Genomic DNA, 17,248 nt, shown 5'->3' with positions numbered 1-17,248 from the left:
GGGTTACCCCCAAACGAATCGGAAAATCGATACTGGAAAAACTCTAACTCGGTGGCCAGTTTTTGTTGACCACTTCACCCCTTTCGTGAAAAGCCAGTGGATTGCGTTCTGTGGGTTAAAAACAGCCAACTTATGCCTAATGATTACAACCCAAACAACGTGGCACCACCCGAAAAAAAACTGCTGCAAAAATCCATTGAAATAGATGGTTTTACCCAACCCATTGTGGTCACACATACGGATAAAAATGCCATGGAAATCGTGGATGGTTTTCACCGCCATGAAATTGGTAAAGGCTCATCATCATTAAAATTACGCTTAAAAGGTTATTTGCCGGTGACCTGTCTGGAAGGTACGCGTAATCAACGCATCGCCGCGACTATTCGTCATAATCGCGCTCGTGGACGCCATCAAATCACCGCCATGTCGGAAATCGTCCGTGAACTTAGCCAGTTGGGATGGGATGATAATAAAATTGGCAAAGAGCTGGGAATGGACAGCGACGAAGTGCTGCGACTGAAGCAAATTAACGGCCTGCAAGAGTTGTTTGCCGACCGTCAATATTCCCGCGCCTGGACGGTTAAATAGCTAAAGCTGGCGCAGGCGTTCAGCTGCTGCCAGCAACGTCGATTCCTTCTTGGCAAAACAGAGACGAATCAGTTTATGTGGGAAGGGATCGGCGCAAAACACCGACAGCGGAATCGCCGCTACGCCGTGCTCCTGCGTCAGCCACTGGCAAAACTCAACATCATCCAGGGTAGAAACCGCGCTGTAATCCACCAGCAAAAAGTATGTACCTTCACACGGTAAAATCTCCAGCCGGCTTTCATTTAAAGCATTCACCAGAATATCGCGCTTCTGGCGATAAAAGTCCGGTAACGCAAGATAATGCTCAGGTTCTGCACGTAGCATATCAGCAAGCGCCAGCTGTGCCGGGGTATTCACCGAAAAGGTCAGATACTGATGTACCTTGCGAATTTCGGCGCTGATGGGCGCTGGCGCAACACAATAACCCACTTTCCAGCCGGTCATATGATAGGTCTTGCCAAATGAAGAAACCGCCACTGCCCGCTCACGCAGCTGCGGATGCGCCAGCACACTGGCATGGCCCTGTTGTGAAAAGTTGATGTGCTCGTAGACTTCATCGCTAATGACAAAAATCTCGTGCCCGGCGATCGCCTGCCACAAAGCGGCGAAATCAGCCTGCTGCCAGACAGTTGCACTGGGGTTATGCGGAGTGTTGAGGATCACCAGTCTGGTGCGCTCGCTTAATAATGCGGCAAATTCCTGCCAGTCAACGCGAAAATGCGGTGGTTGCAGTGCCATACGTTTCACTATTCCCCCAGAAAGCGCGATGGCGGGGGCGTAACTGTCATAGCTGGGATCAAAACAAATCACTTCATCGCCATTGCGCACCAGTGCGGTAATCGCCGCGTATAACGCTTCCGTCGCCCCTGCCGTTACGGTGATATCGCTATCGGCATCTGGTTGATAGCCATACAAACGTTCCGTTTTCTGAGCAATCGCCTCGCGCAAGGCCTGCACGCCGGTCATGGGCGCGTATTGGTTTGCCCCCTGGGCAACGTGGTACGCCAGCCGCTCCTGTAAATAGCGCGGACCATCAAAATCAGGAAAGCCTTGCGACAGGTTAATCGCCTGGTGTTGCTGCGCCAGCGCGCTCATCTGGGTGAAAATAGTGGTGCCAAGTTGTGGAAGTTTGCTTTGTGGAATCAGAGGGTTATTTGTCATTTTTATTGTACCTGACGAAGTTGCGTGTTGAAGGCACTATAACACGATGCCAGTATTTGGCAATCAAGACGTTTAGATGTCTAAATAAAACAATAAGGACAACACAACATGCCTCACAATCCTATCCGCGTGGTCGTCGGCCCGGCTAACTACTTTTCACATCCAGGAAGTTTCAATCACCTGCACAATTTTTTCACTGATGAACAACTTTCTCGCGCGGTGTGGATCTACGGCAAACGCGCCATTGCTGCGGCGCAAACCAAACTTCCGCCAGCGTTTGGACTTCCAGGGGCAAAGCATATTTTGTTTCGTGGTCATTGCAGCGAAAGCGATGTACAGCAACTGGCGGCTGAGTCCGGTGACGATCGCAGCGTGGTGATTGGCGTCGGCGGCGGCGCACTGCTCGACACCGCGAAAGCCCTCGCCCGCCGTCTCGGTCTGCCATTTGTTGCCGCTCCGACGATCGCCGCCACCTGCGCAGCCTGGACACCGCTCTCCGTCTGGTATAACGATGCCGGACAGGCGCTGCATTATGAGATTTTCGACGACGCCAATTTTATGGTGCTGGTGGAACCGGAGATTATCCTCAATGCACCGCAACAATATCTGCTGGCGGGGATCGGTGACACGCTGGCGAAATGGTATGAAGCGGTGGTGCTGGCTCCGCAACCAGAAACGTTGCCGCTAACCGTGCGGCTGGGGATCAATAATGCGCAGGCCATTCGCGACGTCTTGTTAAACAGTAGCGAACAGGCACTTGCCGATCAGCAAAATCAGCAGTTAACGCAATCATTTTGCGATGTGGTGGATGCTATTATTGCTGGTGGTGGGATGGTCGGTGGTCTGGGCGATCGTTTTACGCGTGTGGCGGCGGCTCATGCCGTGCATAACGGTCTGACTGTCCTGCCGCAAACCGAGAAGTTTCTTCACGGCACCAAAGTCGCTTACGGAATTCTGGTGCAAAGCGCCTTGCTGGGTCAGGATGATGTGCTGGCGCAATTAACCGGGGCGTATCAGCGTTTTCATCTGCCGACTACGCTGGCGGAGCTGGAGGTGGATATCAATAATCAGGCGGAGATCGACAAAGTGATTGCCCACACCTTGCGCCCGGTGGAGTCCATTCATTACCTGCCAGTCACGCTGACACCAGATACGTTGCGTGCAGCGTTCGAAAAAGTGGAATCGTTTAAAGCCTGACGTGCAAATTTAGCAGCAGCGCGCGCCGCCTTTTCCACCGTAGCGCGCGTCCTGCCGCTCACGGAAAAACTCCTCGTAGGTCATCGGCGTTTGATCGGGATGATTAACCCGCATATGTTCGACATAGTTGTCGTAATCAGGCATACCAATCATCAGCTTCGCCGCCTGACCTAAATATTTTCCGGCTTTTGCCAGTGAATCAAACATCTTGGCCTCCGCTAACCATGTTGCTGAAAGAGTGCCGGATGCGGCGTGAACGCTTTATCCGGCCTACAAATGCTATCAACGCACTCGGTCAGTCCCCTCGCCCCATCGGGGAGAGGGTTAGGGTGAGGGGGAACCCTCGGCACTATGCCAACATTCGCCAACATCCCCCCTCACTCTGACTTTAGTGCGCGCCTTTCGCCTGCGCTACGATCTCCTCGACATTTTCCGGCATCGGCTCATACGGCGTTTCTTTCGCCGTTGGCTTCGGATCTTTCAATGCCGCAAGTGCCGTCTTAATCGAGAACAGTGCCAGGACCACCACGACCACCATAAAGAAGATGGTTAACCCGGCATCCAGACGGTTGTTGAACACCAGTTGCGCCAGCTGTGACTCAGTATACTGCGACGGAATATTGCCGCTGTCGATCATTGCCTGGAACTTGTTAGCAATGACCAGGAAGCCGACTTTCGCATCCGGGCTAAACGCTTTCAGCCAGTCAGCGGTCAGGGTACAAATCAGCAGCCAGGCCGTTGGTACCAGCGCCACCCAGGCGTAACGTTGACGTTTCATCTTGAACAACACCACGGCACAGAGCATCAGCGCCATCCCTGCCAGCATCTGGTTGGCAATACCAAACAGCGGCCACAGAGTGTTAATACCGCCCAGCGGATCGACCACGCTCTGATGGAGGAAGTAGCCCCACGCCAGTACGCACAGCGCTGTTGCCAGCAGGTTAGCAGGCAGTGAATCGGTCCGCTTCAGGCCAGGAGACACCACGCCCAGCAGATCCTGCAACATAAAGCGCGCAGCACGCGTACCCGCATCTACCGCCGTCAGAATAAACAGAGCTTCAAACAGAATGGCGAAGTGATACCAGAACGCCACATCCATCATACCACCCAGCGCACCGTGCAGGATGTAAGCCATCCCCACCGCCAACGTCGGCGCACCGCCCGCACGGGAAATGATCGACTGTTCACCCACTTCGCTGGCAATCTGGTTGAGCGTATCTGGTGTAATGCTAAAGCCCCAGCTACTCACCACCTGCGCGGCAGAAGCGACTACATCCGCCGTCCCTGCCGGAGCCAGCACCGCCATTGGGCTGTTCATGGCAAAATACACGCCCGGATCGATGATACAGGCAGAAACTAGCGCCATAATCGCCACGAAGGATTCCATCAACATCCCACCGTAGCCGATAAAGCACGCCTGCCCTTCGTTCGCCAGCATCTTCGGCGTGGTGCCGGAAGAGATCAGCGCATGGAAGCCAGACACCGCACCACAGGCGATGGTGATAAACAGGAACGGGAACAGGTTACCGGTCCATACCGGGCCAGTGCCATCGACAAATTTGGTCAGCGCAGGCATGGTCAGCGTCGGGCGCATAATCAAAATGCCTACCGCCAGACCGACGATAGTCCCGATTTTCAGGAAGGTCGAGAGATAGTCACGCGGGGCCAGCAGCAACCACACCGGCAGCACCGCCGCCACAAAACCGTAGCCCACCAGCATCCAGGTCAGCTGCACGCCGGTAAAGTCAAAGTACGGTGCCCAGGTCGGACTTTCTGCCACCCAGCCGCCAGAGATAATGGCGAAAATCAGGAACACCAGGCCAATCACTGACACTTCGCCAATGCGGCCCGGACGCAGATAGCGCAGGTAGATTCCCATAAAAATCGCCAGCGGAATGGTGAACGCAACGGTATACGTTCCCCACGGGCTATGAGTCAGGGCTTTCACCACGATCATCGCCAGTACTGCAAGGATAATGACCATGATCATAAAGCAGGCTACCAGCGCAATCACCCCGGCAGTTGGCCCCATCTCTTCTTTGACCAGCTCACCCAGCGAGCGACCGTCACGGCGCGTAGAAACAAACAGCACCATGAAATCCTGCACCGCACCGGCGAGAACCACCCCGGCGAGCAGCCAGATCATCCCCGGCAGGTAGCCCATTTGCGCTGCCAGCACCGGCCCCACCAGCGGCCCTGCTCCGGCAATGGCCGCAAAATGGTGACCGAACAGCACTTTCTTGTCCGTCGGCACATAGTCCAGCCCGTCGTTATGGCGCACCGCTGGCGTCATACGCGTCGGGTCAACCGCCAGCACATTTTTGGCGATATACAGCCCATAAAAACGGTAAGCGATCAGATAGATACAGACCGACGCCACCACAATCCACAGCGCGTTGATCTGTTCCCCACGATTTAAAGCAATGTATCCCAGAGCAAATGCTCCCATTACAGAGAGCACTGTCCAGACGAGGTATTTCCCTGATTTGTTCATAGTTGTTATCCGTGTGCGTGTCCATAGAGATGTTACATTTTGTTTCTATAACATCTTTGTACGATTTAACAACACGGTAACCATGTAAATCGGAGTTGAAACCAATATTTAACTTAACAATGTTAACTCGATCACTCCGTTAACCGAGTTTTCCTGCAATCTCATTTAATTCTGTCGGGCTCATCCCAAAACTGCCGTACCCAGCCGACAAGTGCAGCAACGCCGCCCCTGTTCATCGAAAACGACGATTTCCCAACTCTGATTTTGCCTCCCAAGATGCAGCGGCTGGCAGACGCCGCGTACCTTGCCTTCAGACACCGGGCGATGATGGGTGGCGTTAAGTTCCGTGCCCACCACACACTGCCCGTCACGGGTCATCATAAATCCGGCCATCGATCCCAGCGTTTCAGCCAGCGCCGCCGACGCGCCGCCATGCAGCAGGCCAAACGGCTGATGAGTACGGGTATCAACCGGCATTTCGGCTTCCAGCACATCATCTCCCAGAAGGGTATACACAATTCCCAGATGCGCCACCATTGTGTTATCGCTGGTGGCGTTCAGTTCGTCGAGCGTTAAATGGCGTTTCCAGATCATGCTTATGCCCCCAGCGTTGAGCCGCCATCGACCACAATATCCTGTAGGGTGATATGGCTGGCGAGGTCAGAGGCGAGGAACAAAATCGTGTTGGCGATCTCTTGTGGACGGGCGATTTTCCCCAGCGGAATGCCGAGTTTAAACTGCTCGCCAAAGCCGCGAATACGCTGTTCTTCGGCGTCATCGCTCACCCACAGCGTGCGTTGCATATCGGTGTCGGTGGAGCCAGGCGAAACCACATTACAGCGCACGCCGCTACCCGCCAGTTCCAGCCCGACGCTCAACGCCAGGCTTTTCAGCGCCGCTTTCGATGCGCCATAAGCACTCATACCAATACGCGCCGTGTGTGCGGCGTCGGACGCCACAGTGACAATCGCCCCGCCCCGCTGACGGCGAAACTGGTTCATGGTTTGCTGGAACAGGTTAAACGCACCGCCGACGTTAACCGCAAAAGTCTGCTGCCAGTCCTCTTTACTGAGCTGATCGGTCGCGCCCATGCGCAAAATTCCCGCCGCATTGATCAGCACGTCCAGTCGCTCCGTTTCAGCTAACAGTCGCTGACATACCTGCGCCACCTGCCCGGCGTCGGCAACATCCATTACTTCGGTCGCAAAGGGATATTGCTCCTGAGTGAACGCTTGATCAAAACCTGTAACTTTCGCTCCCGCCTCAACAAACGTCAGCGCCGTGGCGTAGCCGATACCTTTACCTGCGCCGGTTACCCAGACATTTTTACCGCTGAAATCCATTATTTCACCTCGCGGGAGAGTAGCTTCCACCAGGCGTCGATGGTCGGGTTTTTCGCCAGCATGACAAAGTCGATATCACCATGCACTTTGCGCCAGCGCGCCGCCAGCGCCATCATGCGCACCGAATCCAGACCGTAGTCGATCAGGTTGTCGTCATCGAACGGTTCATCGGACTCGTCCAGCAACGGCAGGATCACCTCACGCAGCGCCGCTTTGCTGGCGGGGATAGGTGCTGGCAGTAATTCTTCGGTCATCACCACCCGGCCAGAACGTCCGGCCACATATTTCAGCGACATCAAATGCTCGTCACGGCTGAAATCAGCCAGCGCATCCGCCACCATAAACGGTTTAATATCGCGCATAAATGCGTCGGTTGCGGTGGTCATACAGCCAATGTGGGCATATACTCCTGTAATAATCAGCTGGTTACGTCCACTCTCTTTGAGCATTTGCTCCAGCGGAGAACGATGAAACGCGCTGTAGCGCCACTTCACCAGCACCGTGTCGTCGGCATCTGGCGTCAGGCGATCCACCACCTTTTGCTGTTCCGGCGAGCGGGTCAGGCCCGGCCCCCACATATCATTCAACAGCGCCCGATCTTCATCGCTCTGCTCTTTCGGCTGGGCGGTGTAATAAACCGGGATATTGTGCTGTTTGCAGTAGTCGCGCAGCGCAGCAATATTCGCGATCACCTGCTCCATCATCGGGCAGTTCTCGCCCCAGAAGCTGACAAAATAGTCCTGCATATCATGGATTAACAACGCGGCACGTTGCGGTTCAAAGGCCCAGTCAACTTTATTCTGCGGAATATCGTGAGACTCCGGCAGTGCGTAAGCCTGTAATTTTGGAATAGCCATCGTGTTCTCTCCTTCAGGCTGATGCGCGTGACGCCAGCCACTGACGTAATTGTTTTTTATCGACTTTCCCGACCGCCGTCAGCGGAAGTGAATCCACACACTCCACGCGATCCGGTAATTTAAATTCGGCAATACCCTGTTCACGCAGGAAACGACGCACCTGCACCGCGCGCAGCGGCTCTTTTACCACCAGATAAGCACAGCTTTTTTCGCCCATCAGCTCATTTTCCATGCTCACCAGTGCGGCATAGATCACTGCCGGATGGCTCAGCAGCAGGTTTTCGATATCTTCGGCAGCGATCTTCTCGCCGCCACGGTTGATCTGATCTTTCTCGCGCCCCTGCACGGTGATGTAACCCTCTGGATCAATAGAGATCAGATCGCCGGAACAGTAAAAACCGTTGGCATCAAAGGCACTGGCATTGTGCTGCGGACTTTTGTAATAGCCACGGAAGGTGTACGGCCCGCGCGTCATCAGGCGTCCAACTTCCCCTTGCGGCAGTGGATTTCCTTCGGCATCGGCAACCCACACTTCATCGTCCGGACACATTGGGTAACCCTGGGTATGGATAATTTTCTCCGCGCTATCATCAAGACGGGTGTAGTTCACCAGCCCTTCCGCCATGCCAAACACCTGCTGCAACTGGCAGCCAATCTCAGCGGGAATACGCGCTGCAAGCGTGGCAGAAAGACGTGCGCCGCCGACCTGTAACAGTTTCAGCGAGGCAAGCTGCGCCCGGCTTTCGCCTTCAGCCAGCGCCTGCAACCACAGGCTGACTGCCGGCGGCACCAGCGCGGTAACGTTAACCTGATGTTTTGCAATCAACGGGAAGCAAAGCGTGGCGCTGGGATCGGCCGCCAGAACAACCGTTCCTCCGGCAAGAAAGACGCCCAGCGATCCTGGCGAACTCATAGTGTAGTTATGAGCCGCCGGGATCGAGCACAGGTAGCGCGTCTGTTGTGTGAACTGACAAATCTCGGCGCTACGACGCACGCTGTAGTAATAGTCGTTATGAGTGCGCGGGATCAGTTTCGGTGTGCCGGTGGTGCCGCCGGAAAGCTGGAAATAGGCCACTTCATCAGCAGGTGATGGCGTGGCAGTAAAACCCTCTGCCGGATGGTTAATCGCATCCTGCAAGTTATGCTCACCGCTGTCGTTGTGCAGTTGCACCACGCGAATGGAAGAATGCTCTGCAACAAATGTGTTGAGGAAATCATCCCCGCTAAATAGCGCATGCTGGCGATCGGCAATCAGTAACGCCGGTTCAATCTGGCTGGCGTAGGCGTTCAGTTCACTACGCTGATGGCTGAACAGCGCCAGCACCGGCGCGACGCCCAGTTTCAGCAGCGCGAAAAAGGTAATGTAAAGTTCAGCGACGTTACCCAGTTGTACCAGCGCGGTTTCACCAGGTTTAATGCCCTGACGGCGCAAACTACAGGCGAGGTTATCCGCCGCCTGATTCAGCTCCCGATAACTCAACTGCCGCTCGCCGTCGATAACCGCGATGCTGTCACTCGCAGCGTGGCGAGTCAGAATGTCGGTCAGTGGCAAATCCTGCCAGTAGCCTTTTTCCCGATAGCGACGGGCAAACTCTTCCGGCCAGCGGGTGAATGGAATGCTCATCCTCGCTCCTTAATGCAATCCAAAAACGTTCAACATGGTAGAAAGTTTGACGCCTGTTTCGCGCCACTCACCCAACGGTGACGACGCAGGCACAATCCCCGCTCCGGCAAACAGACGCACCTGATTTTCCCGCAGCTTCGCGCAGCGGATGGTCACCACCCATTCGCCGTTACCTTCGCTGTCACACCAACCCACAATGCCGCCAAACAGTTCGCGGTCGAACGGCTCCAGTTCAGCAATAACCTGGGTCGCGGCCTGATGCGGGAAACCGCTCAGCGCGGGGGTCGGATGCAGCAGACAGGCCAGAGTCAGTGCGTTTTCTTGCGAATTCGCTTTACCTTCAAAGGGAGTTGCGAGATGCCACAGCGTCGGCGTGGTAATCAATTGTGGAGAGGAGGGAACGTGTAACTCACTACTGCGTTCGCGCAGTACCTCTTTCATCGCCTGAGTCCCCAGTTCATGTTCATGGCGATCTTTTTCTGACGCCAGCAGACGATTACCCGCTTCGCGATCGAGCACTTCATCCGGCTGACGACGCGCGGAACCGGCTAACGGAATGGAGCTAAAACGCTCGCCGTCTTTACGTAGCAGCAGTTCCGGGCTGGCCCCCAGCAGGACGCCACCATCAGCCAGCGGGACATGGAAGTTGTAACTAACCGGGTTTTGCGCAATCAACCGTTCCAGCAATACGCCACTATCAATGGCGGCGTCAGTGGTGATATCAATCAATCGTGACAACACCACTTTGTCGACCTGCGGCGTGGCGGTAAGTGCGGCGGCGCGGGCACCCATCTGTTCAAACGTGGTTTGTTCAGGAATTGCCTAGCGTTCCACCACGTTCAGCGACTGGCTGCGGGTAAAACAGCGGGCTGAGGTCTGTTTTTCCTGACGGGAGAACGACTGCTAGGATTCGGGAATATACAGCGACGAAGGCTGACGTGGATCGAAGGGAATCGCCCCGACCATCACCGGATTTTTGATGCCCTGCGCTTTGGCATCGGCAAACAGCGCGGCGAGTTTTTGCTGGAAGGGACTGTCGGGCGAATCCCCGTTCACAGCCGGTTCATCGAAACGGGCGAAACATCCTGACGTCGTAAAACTGCGGTACGGCGACATAAAGAAAAAGCGATTGGGCGCAAGTGTTGCCATGGTCTGCTGTACTTCCTCAGCCAGTGACGTATCCATATCATCCTCCACAAAATGATAAAGGCTTTAATAATGATTATCACTTATATTTTCGGCCGCTAACCTAAAAGCAAACGCGCACTATGTCAACTCTTGAGGTAACGCAATCTGCAACTCGGGGTTGCATCTGGTTGTGGTTACAATGAAAATGAGAAGCATTATTGATGAATTCGCATAAGCGCAATGTGATGTCCTGCGCCGTTTTGCCCCCTCTCCCCAAAGGGACGGATTGTGCGCTTTGTCGAATTTGTCATTACGCCCTTAACCTTATTAATAACAGGAAGCTGACTTGTGAGACTCGCCCCGCTCTACCGCAACGCCCTTCTATTAACAGGACTTTTGCTTTCAGGAATAGCCGTAGTTCAGGCCGCCGACTGGCCGCGTCAGATTACTGACAGCCGGGGCACTCATACCCTGGAAAGCCAGCCGCAGCGTATTGTTTCCACCAGCGTCACCCTGACCGGATCACTGCTGGCGATTGATGCTCCGGTGATCGCCAGCGGCGCGACCACGCCGAATAACCGCGTCGCAGATGACCAGGGCTTTTTACGCCAGTGGAGCAAGGTGGCGAAAGAACGCAAACTGCAACGGCTCTATATCGGCGAACCGAGCGCCGAAGCCGTTGCCGCGCAAATGCCGGATCTGATTTTAATTAGCGCAACCGGCGGGGATTCGGCGCTGGCGCTGTATGATCAGCTTTCCACCATCGCCCCGACATTAATCATCAATTACGACGACAAAAGCTGGCAGTCGCTGTTAACGCAGCTTGGCGAAATTACCGGGCATGAGAAACAAGCGGCAGAGCGGATTGCACAGTTTGATAAGCAACTGGCAGCGGCGAAAGAGCAAATCAAATTACCGCCGCAGCCGGTCACTGCCATTGTCTATACCGCCGCTGCACACAGTGCCAATCTCTGGACGCCGGAATCAGCACAAGGGCAGATGCTGGAACAACTCGGCTTTACGCTGGCGAAATTGCCCGCAGGGTTAAACGCCAGCCAAAGCCAGGGCAAACGCCATGACATCATTCAGCTTGGTGGGGAAAATCTGGCTGCGGGGTTAAACGGTGAATCGCTATTCCTGTTCGCTGGTGATCAGAAAGATGCCGATGCGATTTATGCCAATCCACTGCTCGCGCACCTGCCTGCGGTACAAAACAAGCAGGTTTATGCGCTGGGAACCGAGACGTTCCGCCTGGATTACTACAGCGCCATGCAAGTGCTGGAACGGCTTAAGGCGCTGTTTTAAGCATTAACTGTCGGACGCTGTCACCTGCGGCGGCGTCTGGCGAAAACGTCGCAACTCCACCAGCACCAGCAATAACAACACGCCGATAATCAACAAACCAAAACCGCTCGCGCTTGCGGAAGCAACCGGTGTCATCATCGCGCCCAAACCACCCAGCAGCGCCGCGCCTATGGCATCGCCCGTCACGTTCTGCGCCGTCCACAAACCGTTAATCCGCCCTAACATCGCTTCCGGGGTTTGCGTTTGCAGCATTGTATATTGCAGCAACGAACTAACCGCGCTCAGCCAGCCGAACAGCGCCAGACAAACCACGCCTAAAATCCACATCGGCATCAGGCCAAACAGACCAATGGCGAGGAACGATCCCAGCGTGGAGAGCAGCATCAATAACCCTGGTCGCGCACTATGTGCCAGCTTCCCGCTGGTTAACGCACCAATAGCCGCGCCGAGCGGGATCGCCGCGTAGAGAAAACCAATCTGTGCCGCTGACATCTGCCAGTTGTCAGCCAGCGCCGGATACAGTACCAGCACCGCGCTCGCCATCGTCAATAAACCACCCAGCAGCGGGCTGGCAAGCAGAAAACGAAATCCTGCCAGTAATGATTTCAACGGATGCTCAAGCGGCTGCGGTGGCGGTGGCAACTCCGGAAGGCTTAATAACGGTAACAAGGTAATAAACGTGCCCGCCGCCGCCAGCCCGTAGTTCCAGGCTACGCCGCCGGTCGCCAGCAATAAACCGCCAATCATGGGCGAAATCACCGACCCCAGGCGCACGGTCAACATGGTGATCGCCCCGGCCTGCATTAAGTTTTCACGCCCTACCAGTGCAGATGTTGCCGCCAGTAGCGCCGTAACACCAAGTGATGCGAAAAAACCATCCCATAAACCAAGTAAATAGATTGCCAGCAATGACGGCTCCGGCAGCAGTGCATTAAGGCACAGTCCAATGAAGCCAATGCCACAGGTGCCGCGCGCCAGCAAAATCACTTTTTTGCGTTCATAGCGATCCGCCAGCACACCGCCAACCATCAGGCCAACAAACATCGCGCCGCCGGTCAGCGTCACCGAAAGCCCCACCTGCCAGGTAGAATGGGTCATCATCTGGATCTGCACCGGCACCGCGACGCCGAGCAAACCCAGAGACACAATTGAGATAAAACGAGCGAGGAATACTGCGCGAAACGCCGGGTGCGTTTTCAACAGGCTGAGGTTAAGCAGCCAGGATTGTTTATTCATTACAATGCCTTGCCATCAAATATTTTAAATACCTATTCTTAGGCTGCACATGTTAACATATCCAAATAAGATCGATAACGATAATTAATTTCATTATCATGGAAGTTCGTATATCTGGTTCTGTTGCCGTGACACGCGCCATTGCCGTGCCCGGATTGCTGTTATTACTGATTATCGCGACGGCATTAAGCCTGCTCATTGGGGCAAAATCACTCCCCGCTTCCGTAGTGCTGGAGGCCTTCTCCGGCACCTGCCAGAGCGCCGACTGCACCATCGTGCTCGACGCGCGGCTGCCGCGTACCCTTGCCGGTTTACTGGCAGGCGGCGCGCTTGGCCTTGCCGGGGCGTTAATGCAAACCCTCACCCGAAACCCACTTGCCGACCCCGGCTTGCTTGGCGTGAACGCCGGAGCCAGCTTTGCCATTGTGCTGGGTGCGGCGCTGTTTGGTTACTCATCCGCACAGGAACAACTGGCGATGGCCTTCGCCGGGGCGCTGGTGGCCTCATTGATTGTTGCCTTTACCGGCAGTCAGGGTGGAGGGCAGTTAAGTCCGGTGCGTTTAACCCTGGCGGGCGTGGCGCTGGCGGCGGTGCTGGAAGGACTGACCAGCGGCATCGCCCTGCTTAATCCTGACGTCTACGATCAACTGCGTTTCTGGCAAGCCGGTTCGCTGGATATTCGCAATCTACATACCTTAAAAGTGGTGCTGATCCCGGTTCTGATCGCCGGAGCAACTGCGCTATTACTGAGTCGCGCGCTGAACAGTTTGAGCCTCGGCAGTGACACCGCGACGGCGCTGGGCAGTCGCGTGGCGCGCACACAGTTGATTGGTCTGCTGGCGATTACCGTGCTTTGTGGTAGTGCGACGGCGGTAGTTGGCCCGATTGCCTTTATCGGCCTGATGATGCCGCACATGGCGCGCTGGCTGGTAGGTGCCGATCATCGCTGGTCGCTGCCCGTCACGCTACTTGCTACCCCTGCCCTGCTGCTGTTTGCCGATATCATCGGGCGGGTGATTGTGCCCGGCGAACTGCGCGTTTCTGTGGTCAGTGCGTTTATTGGTGCACCGGTGCTGATCTTCCTCGTGCGACGTAAAACGCGAGGTGGTGCATGATTTACGTCTCTCGCCGATTACTCATCACCTGTTTGCTGCTGATTTCCGCCTGTGTGGTTGCAGGTATCTGGGGATTACGCAGCGGTGCCGTCACGCTGGAAATCTCGCAGGTATTCGCCGCGTTGATGGGCGATGCGCCGCGCAGTATGACGATGGTGGTCACCGAATGGCGTTTACCACGCGTGCTGATGGCGCTGTTGATTGGCGCGGCGCTGGGCGTCAGCGGCGCGATTTTTCAGTCGCTGATGCGTAACCCGCTCGGCAGCCCTGACGTAATGGGCTTTAACACCGGGGCGTGGAGCGGCGTGCTGGTGGCGATGGTGCTGTTTGGTCAGGATCTGACGGCTATCGCGCTGGCAGCAATGGTGGGCGGCATTATCACTTCGCTGTTGGTCTGGCTGCTCGCCTGGCGTAACGGTATCGACACCTTTCGGTTGATTATTATCGGTATCGGCGTTCGCGCCATGCTGGTGGCCTTTAATACCTGGCTGTTGCTGAAAGCGTCTTTAGAAACGGCGCTAACAGCAGGTTTGTGGAATGCCGGATCGCTCAACGGCCTGACGTGGGCAAAAACCTCGCCTTCCGCACCCATCATTATATTGATGCTCATTGCCGCCACCTTGCTGGTGCGGCGAATGCGCTTGCTGGAGATGGGCGATGATACCGCCTGCGCGCTGGGCGTCAGCGTCGAGCGTTCGCGTCTGTTAATGATGCTGGTTGCAGTGGTGCTTACCGCTGCGGCAACGGCGCTTGCCGGGCCGATTTCCTTTATTGCTTTAGTCGCGCCGCACATTGCCCGACGCATTAGCGGCACCGCTCGCTGGGGGCTGACCCAGGCGGCGCTGTGCGGAGCGCTGTTACTGCTGGCGGCCGTTCTCTGCGCCCAACAACTGTTTATGCCGTATCAACTTCCGGTTGGCGTCGTTACCGTCAGCCTCGGCGGTATTTACCTTATCGTCTTGTTAATTCAGGAGTCTCGCAAAAAATGACCGAATCAGTAGCCCGTTTGCGCGGCGAACAGTTAACCCTGGGATATGGCAAATATACCGTTGCGGAAAATCTGACTGTAGAAATTCCTGATGGTCACTTCACGGCAATTATCGGACCAAATGGCTGTGGTAAATCCACGTTACTGCGTACCTTAAGCCGCCTGATGACGCCTGCTCACGGGCATGTCTGGCTGGATGGCGAGCACATTCAACATTACGCCAGTAAAGAAGTTGCACGCCGGATTGGTCTGTTGGCGCAAAATGCTACCACGCCGGGCGATATCACCGTGCAGGAGCTGGTGGCGCGTGGACGTTATCCGCATCAACCGCTGTTTACCCGCTGGCGCAAAGAGGATGAAGAAGCGGTAACGAAAGCGATGCAGGCCACGGGAATAACTCATCTGGCAGATCAAAGCGTGGATACCCTTTCTGGCGGACAACGCCAGCGAGCGTGGATCGCGATGGTGCTGGCCCAGGAAACGGCAATTATGCTGCTCGACGAACCCACGACCTGGCTGGATATCAGTCATCAGATTGATCTACTGGAACTGTTAAGCGAACTGAACCGCGAGAAAGGCTATACCCTGGCGGCGGTGCTGCACGATCTTAATCAGGCCTGTCGTTACGCCAGCCATTTGATTGCATTGCGGGAAGGGAAAATTGTTGCTCAGGGAGCGCCGAAGGAGATTGTCACTGCTGAACTGATTGAGCGCATTTATGGTCTGCGATGCATGATCATTGACGATCCGGTAGCCGGAATGCCGCTTGTGGTGCCGCTCGGACGAACGGCACCTTCAACCGCAAATAGTTAAACTAAGTGGTCTGCCATCATGGCATCCTGTTTTCTGGATGCCATCGCATAGCGCAATAACACGCTACCACAAGCCACCATCCCGCCGATCAGCGCGGAAAGGATCACAATAATCGCCTTACCCGGACCGTCTTTTTTCACTGGCAATGACGGGCTTAACTGATATTTAAACGGCGTAAAATTCACATCGTTGACATTTGCTTTTGTTAATTGCTCGACAAGATACTGCCGATTACGTAATTCACCGTTCAGTTCCGCAACGTCAGTAACCGCTTTTTCAATTTCCAGTTTGCGTTCAATACCGTCTGCGCCGAGGGAAATAGAGAAATCGGGGTCATCTTTAACGGCCTGACCATTACTGTATACGGGCTTTTTAATTCCTGCCGCGTTGGCAATGTCGAGTGAATAATTGAGGCGCTGAATGTTTGCATCAAGTTGATTTTTCGTTTTAATGCGATCCTGAGCCAGTTTTTCTTTTTCAAACTGGGTTTTGATCTCCAGTTTATTACGGACGTTTTCTATCGACTCTTTCACCACCAACGCAGAGATATAATCGATATACCCGCTCAAAACGGTCTGCGCCTCTTTACTGGTTGGCGCGGTAAAACTTAGCGTCCAGGATGTATACAGTGACGGTTCATCTTTTTTCTTACTAGCATTGTCATCAACCGCTTTCATTTTTTCGCTCAATGCAACAATAGCGCGATGCAAATCCAGTTCATCGATTTTCGCCTCTTTTAATTAGTCCATCACATAAGGTGATGAACGCAGGTACTCTTCCAGCAAGCTAACAGACTGAAACTTCTTGATAAACAGGTTAAATGCACCGCCACGGTCGATATTAACATCGAGATCAAGAACGCGGAGTTTGGTAAAGGTTTTCTCCAGGTCCTGCCACTGAATGGCTTCGGCGGGAGTAATAACGGCTGAGCTGGTCCATTTTTGCGGCAGGATGAAAGAGATCAGTAAACCTGCGCAGGCAAATGCAAAAACGACCGCCATGACCGTTTTTTTGGCCCGCCATAAAACTTCGATTAGATTAAGTAAATCAATTTCATTATTACTGGGCGACGCCAGAGGATACTCAGAAAAATGAGCGTCACTTCCCTGTTTAATATTCAATGATGACATGGGGTATAACCTGAAAATGAGTCCAATAGGGGAAAATCTCCACGGCGCTCACTTTACCAGTTGGTGAGAATTATCCGAAGCTGAAGTTTGTAAATTCCTTCCACTGAATGCAACATTCACTCTATTTAAGAGAAATATTCATCAAACCTATAAATCAAACAAATAAAAAACCCATAATTATTTTCTGTAATTATGGGTAATGACTCCAACTTACTGATAGTGTTTTATGTTCAGATAATGCCCGATGACCTTGTCATGCAGCTCCACCG

Annotated in this window: 14 protein-coding genes and 3 pseudogenes; 6 read left to right on the top strand and 11 right to left on the bottom strand. The window is 54.4% G+C overall.

Going from position 1 to position 17,248, the window contains the following annotated elements; all coding sequences use genetic code 11:
- Positions 1-78 precede the first annotated feature (78 nt).
- Positions 79-588: pseudogene (locus tag ABZJ92_RS16095) on the top strand (IbrB-like domain-containing protein); the annotation flags it as partial.
- On the opposite strand, the gene ybdL reads toward ABZJ92_RS16095, so the two are convergent.
- Positions 589-1,749, bottom strand: coding sequence for a methionine-oxo-acid transaminase (gene ybdL / locus ABZJ92_RS16090; RefSeq protein ID WP_000183927.1), 1,161 nt, complete (start codon positions 1,747-1,749; stop codon positions 589-591).
- A 108-nt stretch (positions 1,750-1,857) separates the two neighbouring features.
- Between ybdL and hcxA the strand changes: the two genes are divergently transcribed.
- Complete coding sequence (gene hcxA / locus ABZJ92_RS16085; RefSeq protein ID WP_001120449.1) at positions 1,858-2,946, top strand: hydroxycarboxylate dehydrogenase HcxA; 1,089 nt, start codon at positions 1,858-1,860, stop codon at positions 2,944-2,946.
- Positions 2,947-2,955: 9 nt separating this feature from the next.
- On the opposite strand, the gene ABZJ92_RS16080 is transcribed toward hcxA, so the two are convergent.
- From ABZJ92_RS16080 to entC, 7 genes and pseudogenes are all read right to left on the bottom strand, one after another.
- Positions 2,956-3,153: a YbdD/YjiX family protein gene (locus tag ABZJ92_RS16080; RefSeq protein ID WP_000460431.1), complete on the bottom strand. Its 198-nt coding sequence runs from the start codon at positions 3,151-3,153 to the stop codon at positions 2,956-2,958.
- Between the two features lie 181 nt (positions 3,154-3,334).
- Positions 3,335-5,440 carry a pyruvate/proton symporter CstA gene (gene cstA / locus ABZJ92_RS16075; protein ID WP_001043137.1) on the bottom strand — a complete coding sequence of 702 codons (2,106 nt, stop codon included), beginning with the start codon at positions 5,438-5,440 and terminating at the stop codon, positions 3,335-3,337.
- A 180-nt stretch (positions 5,441-5,620) separates the two neighbouring features.
- Complete coding sequence (gene entH, locus ABZJ92_RS16070) at positions 5,621-6,034, bottom strand: proofreading thioesterase EntH (protein WP_000637935.1); 414 nt, start codon at positions 6,032-6,034, stop codon at positions 5,621-5,623.
- A gap of 2 nt (positions 6,035-6,036) precedes the next feature.
- Positions 6,037-6,783, bottom strand: coding sequence for a 2,3-dihydro-2,3-dihydroxybenzoate dehydrogenase EntA (gene entA, locus ABZJ92_RS16065; RefSeq protein ID WP_000347671.1), 747 nt, complete (start codon positions 6,781-6,783; stop codon positions 6,037-6,039).
- On the bottom strand, positions 6,783-7,640 hold the full coding sequence (entB, locus tag ABZJ92_RS16060; protein WP_001007138.1) for an enterobactin biosynthesis bifunctional isochorismatase/aryl carrier protein EntB: 858 nt from the start codon (positions 7,638-7,640) through the stop codon (positions 6,783-6,785). The genes entA and entB overlap by 1 nt, the downstream gene beginning before the upstream one ends.
- A 13-nt stretch (positions 7,641-7,653) precedes the next feature.
- Positions 7,654-9,264 carry a (2,3-dihydroxybenzoyl)adenylate synthase EntE gene (gene entE / locus ABZJ92_RS16055; protein WP_000026774.1) on the bottom strand — a complete coding sequence of 537 codons (1,611 nt, stop codon included), beginning with the start codon at positions 9,262-9,264 and terminating at the stop codon, positions 7,654-7,656.
- A 9-nt stretch (positions 9,265-9,273) separates the two neighbouring features.
- A pseudogene (gene entC / locus ABZJ92_RS16050) lies at positions 9,274-10,449 on the bottom strand (isochorismate synthase EntC).
- A 291-nt stretch (positions 10,450-10,740) separates the two neighbouring features.
- Between entC and fepB the strand changes: the two are divergent.
- Positions 10,741-11,697, top strand: a complete 957-nt coding sequence (gene fepB / locus ABZJ92_RS16045) for a Fe2+-enterobactin ABC transporter substrate-binding protein (protein ID WP_001234333.1) — start codon at positions 10,741-10,743, stop codon at positions 11,695-11,697.
- 3 nt (positions 11,698-11,700) lie between these two features.
- On the opposite strand, the gene entS is transcribed toward fepB, so the two are convergent.
- Positions 11,701-12,933 (bottom strand): enterobactin transporter EntS, encoded by a 1,233-nt coding sequence (gene entS, locus ABZJ92_RS16040; RefSeq protein ID WP_001041804.1) that lies wholly within the window; start codon positions 12,931-12,933, stop codon positions 11,701-11,703.
- A 110-nt stretch (positions 12,934-13,043) separates the two neighbouring features.
- Between entS and fepD the strand changes: the two genes are divergently transcribed.
- The 3 genes from fepD to fepC are packed head-to-tail and all read left to right on the top strand — an operon-like array spanning position 13,044 to position 15,849.
- On the top strand, positions 13,044-14,048 hold the full coding sequence (fepD, locus tag ABZJ92_RS16035; protein ID WP_001298899.1) for a Fe(3+)-siderophore ABC transporter permease: 1,005 nt from the start codon (positions 13,044-13,046) through the stop codon (positions 14,046-14,048).
- A complete protein-coding gene (fepG, locus tag ABZJ92_RS16030) occupies positions 14,045-15,037 on the top strand; it encodes an iron-enterobactin ABC transporter permease (RefSeq protein WP_000640962.1) in 993 nt (330 codons plus the stop codon). The genes fepD and fepG overlap by 4 nt, the downstream gene beginning before the upstream one ends.
- The gene (gene fepC / locus ABZJ92_RS16025; RefSeq protein ID WP_000140641.1) at positions 15,034-15,849 is read left to right on the top strand and encodes an iron-enterobactin ABC transporter ATP-binding protein; all 816 of its coding nucleotides are present in this window, start codon (positions 15,034-15,036) and stop codon (positions 15,847-15,849) included. The genes fepG and fepC overlap by 4 nt, the downstream gene beginning before the upstream one ends.
- On the opposite strand, the pseudogene wzz(fepE) reads toward fepC, so the two are convergent.
- Together wzz(fepE) and ABZJ92_RS16015 are read right to left on the bottom strand one after the other, a co-directional pair.
- Positions 15,846-16,979, bottom strand: a pseudogene (gene wzz(fepE), locus ABZJ92_RS16020) (LPS O-antigen length regulator Wzz(fepE)). The gene fepC and the pseudogene wzz(fepE) sit on opposite strands and share 4 nt — an antisense overlap.
- A gap of 210 nt (positions 16,980-17,189) precedes the next feature.
- Positions 17,190-17,246, bottom strand: coding sequence for an IS1 family transposase (locus tag ABZJ92_RS16015; RefSeq protein WP_003032489.1), 57 nt, complete (start codon positions 17,244-17,246; stop codon positions 17,190-17,192).
- Positions 17,247-17,248 lie beyond the last annotated feature (2 nt).

Source organism: Shigella sp. FJ200513 (assembly GCF_040495915.1).
In the GTDB taxonomy this organism is placed as follows: Bacteria; Pseudomonadota; Gammaproteobacteria; order Enterobacterales; family Enterobacteriaceae; genus ECMA0423.
The sequence above is the reverse complement of the archived record's forward strand: the minus strand, read 5'-3'. Positions and strand labels throughout refer to the sequence as shown.

Excerpts from the sequence above, each read along its gene's own strand:
- entB (WP_001007138.1), bottom strand. The coding sequence starts at position 7,640 with ATGGCTATTCCAAAATTACAGGCTTACGCACTGCCGGAGTCTCACGAT.
- hcxA (WP_001120449.1), top strand. The coding sequence starts at position 1,858 with ATGCCTCACAATCCTATCCGCGTGGTCGTCGGCCCGGCTAACTACTTT.
- cstA (WP_001043137.1), bottom strand. The coding sequence starts at position 5,440 with ATGAACAAATCAGGGAAATACCTCGTCTGGACAGTGCTCTCTGTAATG.
- fepG (WP_000640962.1), top strand. The coding sequence starts at position 14,045 with ATGATTTACGTCTCTCGCCGATTACTCATCACCTGTTTGCTGCTGATT.
- ABZJ92_RS16080 (WP_000460431.1), bottom strand. The coding sequence starts at position 3,153 with ATGTTTGATTCACTGGCAAAAGCCGGAAAATATTTAGGTCAGGCGGCG.
- entH (WP_000637935.1), bottom strand. The coding sequence starts at position 6,034 with ATGATCTGGAAACGCCATTTAACGCTCGACGAACTGAACGCCACCAGC.
- fepC (WP_000140641.1), top strand. The coding sequence starts at position 15,034 with ATGACCGAATCAGTAGCCCGTTTGCGCGGCGAACAGTTAACCCTGGGA.
- entS (WP_001041804.1), bottom strand. The coding sequence starts at position 12,933 with ATGAATAAACAATCCTGGCTGCTTAACCTCAGCCTGTTGAAAACGCAC.
- entE (WP_000026774.1), bottom strand. The coding sequence starts at position 9,264 with ATGAGCATTCCATTCACCCGCTGGCCGGAAGAGTTTGCCCGTCGCTAT.
- entA (WP_000347671.1), bottom strand. The coding sequence starts at position 6,783 with ATGGATTTCAGCGGTAAAAATGTCTGGGTAACCGGCGCAGGTAAAGGT.
- ybdL (WP_000183927.1), bottom strand. The coding sequence starts at position 1,749 with ATGACAAATAACCCTCTGATTCCACAAAGCAAACTTCCACAACTTGGC.